This is a genomic window from Pseudomonadota bacterium (genome assembly GCA_010028905.1).
Classification (GTDB): Bacteria; Vulcanimicrobiota; Xenobia; order RGZZ01; family RGZZ01; genus RGZZ01.
On record RGZZ01000701.1, the window covers coordinates 1 to 1919 of the forward strand.

Annotated in this window: 2 protein-coding genes; one reads left to right on the plus strand and one right to left on the minus strand. The window is 67.5% G+C overall.

Annotated features, from left to right (window positions below):
- Positions 1–286 (minus strand): DUF1015 family protein (locus tag EB084_24485; GenBank protein ID NDD31421.1); only part of this gene is annotated, 286 nt, incomplete at its 3' end.
- Between the two features lie 115 nt (positions 287–401).
- Between EB084_24485 and EB084_24490 the strand changes: the two genes are divergently transcribed.
- Positions 402–1919: hypothetical protein (locus tag EB084_24490; protein NDD31422.1), on the plus strand; the 1518-nt coding region annotated here is incomplete at its 3' end.

Genomic DNA, 1919 nt, shown 5'->3' on the forward strand with positions numbered 1-1919 from the left:
TCAGGCGATAGACGTACAGGCAGGGGGAGGCCTCATCGATGAGCACCCCTTCAGCGCGCATTCGCGAAAATCGGCTGGCAGCCGACGCGTACACCTCATCGCTGTACGGGTGCGTGCTCTCGGGCAGGTCGATCTCAGAGCGCGACACGTGGAGGAAGCTGTGCGCGTTCCCCGCGGCAAGCGCCGCAGCCTCAGCACGGTCGACGACATCATAGGGCACCGATGCCACCTGGGCGGCGACATCAGGGCGTGGACGAAGGGCTCTGAAGGGACGCAGTACGGACATGTGGCGCGGGTTCAGGCATCAACGAAGAGTTTCCTTCTCGACAAGAACGGCTTTCACGGTGAAAGGACCTGTGCGCAAACGATTTTTCTGCTACGTTCATGGGCAGAAAGCCAGCATGAAAAGCCAGAACGAGCACGTCGACAAACCGACCCAGGCGCCACCGCGAACACCCGCATGGCCGATGGTCCTCACGGGAGCGCTCATCGCCGCCTTGCTGGGCGCGCTGCCGTTCATCCACGCGTCATCGGCGGTCACGGCGCACATCCGCCGCATGTCTGCCGAGCTGAGCGGGGGCACGGTGCCCTACGAAGGCTCGGTCACAGTCGCCTGCGGTGCCCTGAGCGTGGCACTTGCCATGACCTATCTCGTCTTTGCTGCGCTACGGCGACGCGCAGCCTGGGTGGCCCCAGGCCTGCTGGCGGTGTTCGTTTGCGCGCTGGTGGCCACGTACACCTGGCGCATCACGGTGCGAGATCGCGGTGGCATCGACGATGCCGGCGCGGTGACCTGGTCTCGCGACCTCGGTGCCCTGCGCGTGACCTTCGATGACATGACCTTGGTCGACGGAGGGCGCGACGGGTGCCTCCGCGGCGTGGTGCGCACCGGTCCGCGATCATACGAGGTGTTCGACTGCGCCGACGGCCGCGTGCTCTGGCGGGGCGAATCGAATCCGCGTCACCCGCTGAGCGGCAGTCGCGGTATCGTGACGGTCATTGAAGATGATCGGGTGGTCGTTCGCTCCATCGAGGACGGCACAAAGTTGGCCTCGTGGCGGTCACCCGAGAGACTGGAGAGCCTACTGCGACACGAGGGCGGCATCGTAGTGAAGACAGCGAGCACGGCCCTGCATGGGCTCGACGAGACACTGGCGCCGCGCTGGAGCGTAGGTGGGTCGGCCGCGGGCCGCATCGTGCTTCCGGTGGGGCCCTCGAGCCTGCTCGTGGTCGACGGAGATCAAGGTCGGCTGCTCGACGCGGTCACGGGCCAGACCCGCTGGAGCCGAACGCTGGCCGTACGCGACGGCCTGCGCGGGCGGGTTGCAGGCGGCGCGCTGCTTCTGCAGACAGCCGACGGCGTGGACGTGCTCGACGCCTCGAACGGAAAGACCCGGCTCGCGTACAAGGTTGCGCGCGACAGCGGACCCGACGGATTCGAACCGGTCAACGTGGGCGCCATCGATGAAGAGCACCTGGTCTGTCAGCGGGGAGAGACCCTGTGCGCGCTGCAAGCGAGCGGAAGCCCCGCGTGGTCGCTCCGCGCAAGAGGCGAGACGCTCTCCCTGCGTGAGCAGAGCCCAGGCGTGTTCTTCGTGGAAAGCACCGCAGGCAGGCTCCTGGGCGTGGAGGCCTCGGGCGGCCGTGTGACCTGGGAGTGGTGGCGCGGAGGCGCCTTCGAGCACATGCTCCCCTCCGAACGCGCGCCGTTGGCCTATGTGGGCGCCTGCCCACGACCGATGGTGCAGGAAGCCCCCGGCGCCCCCCTGTGCCTCTTCGACACGACAGGCGGGCGGGTGGTTCGACGGGTGCACATGCCCGCGGGCGTGCGCGTGCGGCGCGTGCTCGACGACGGACGTCAGTGGATTGTTCTGGGACACTCAGCGGACGAGAACTCGACGGTCTTCGCGATGCCGCGA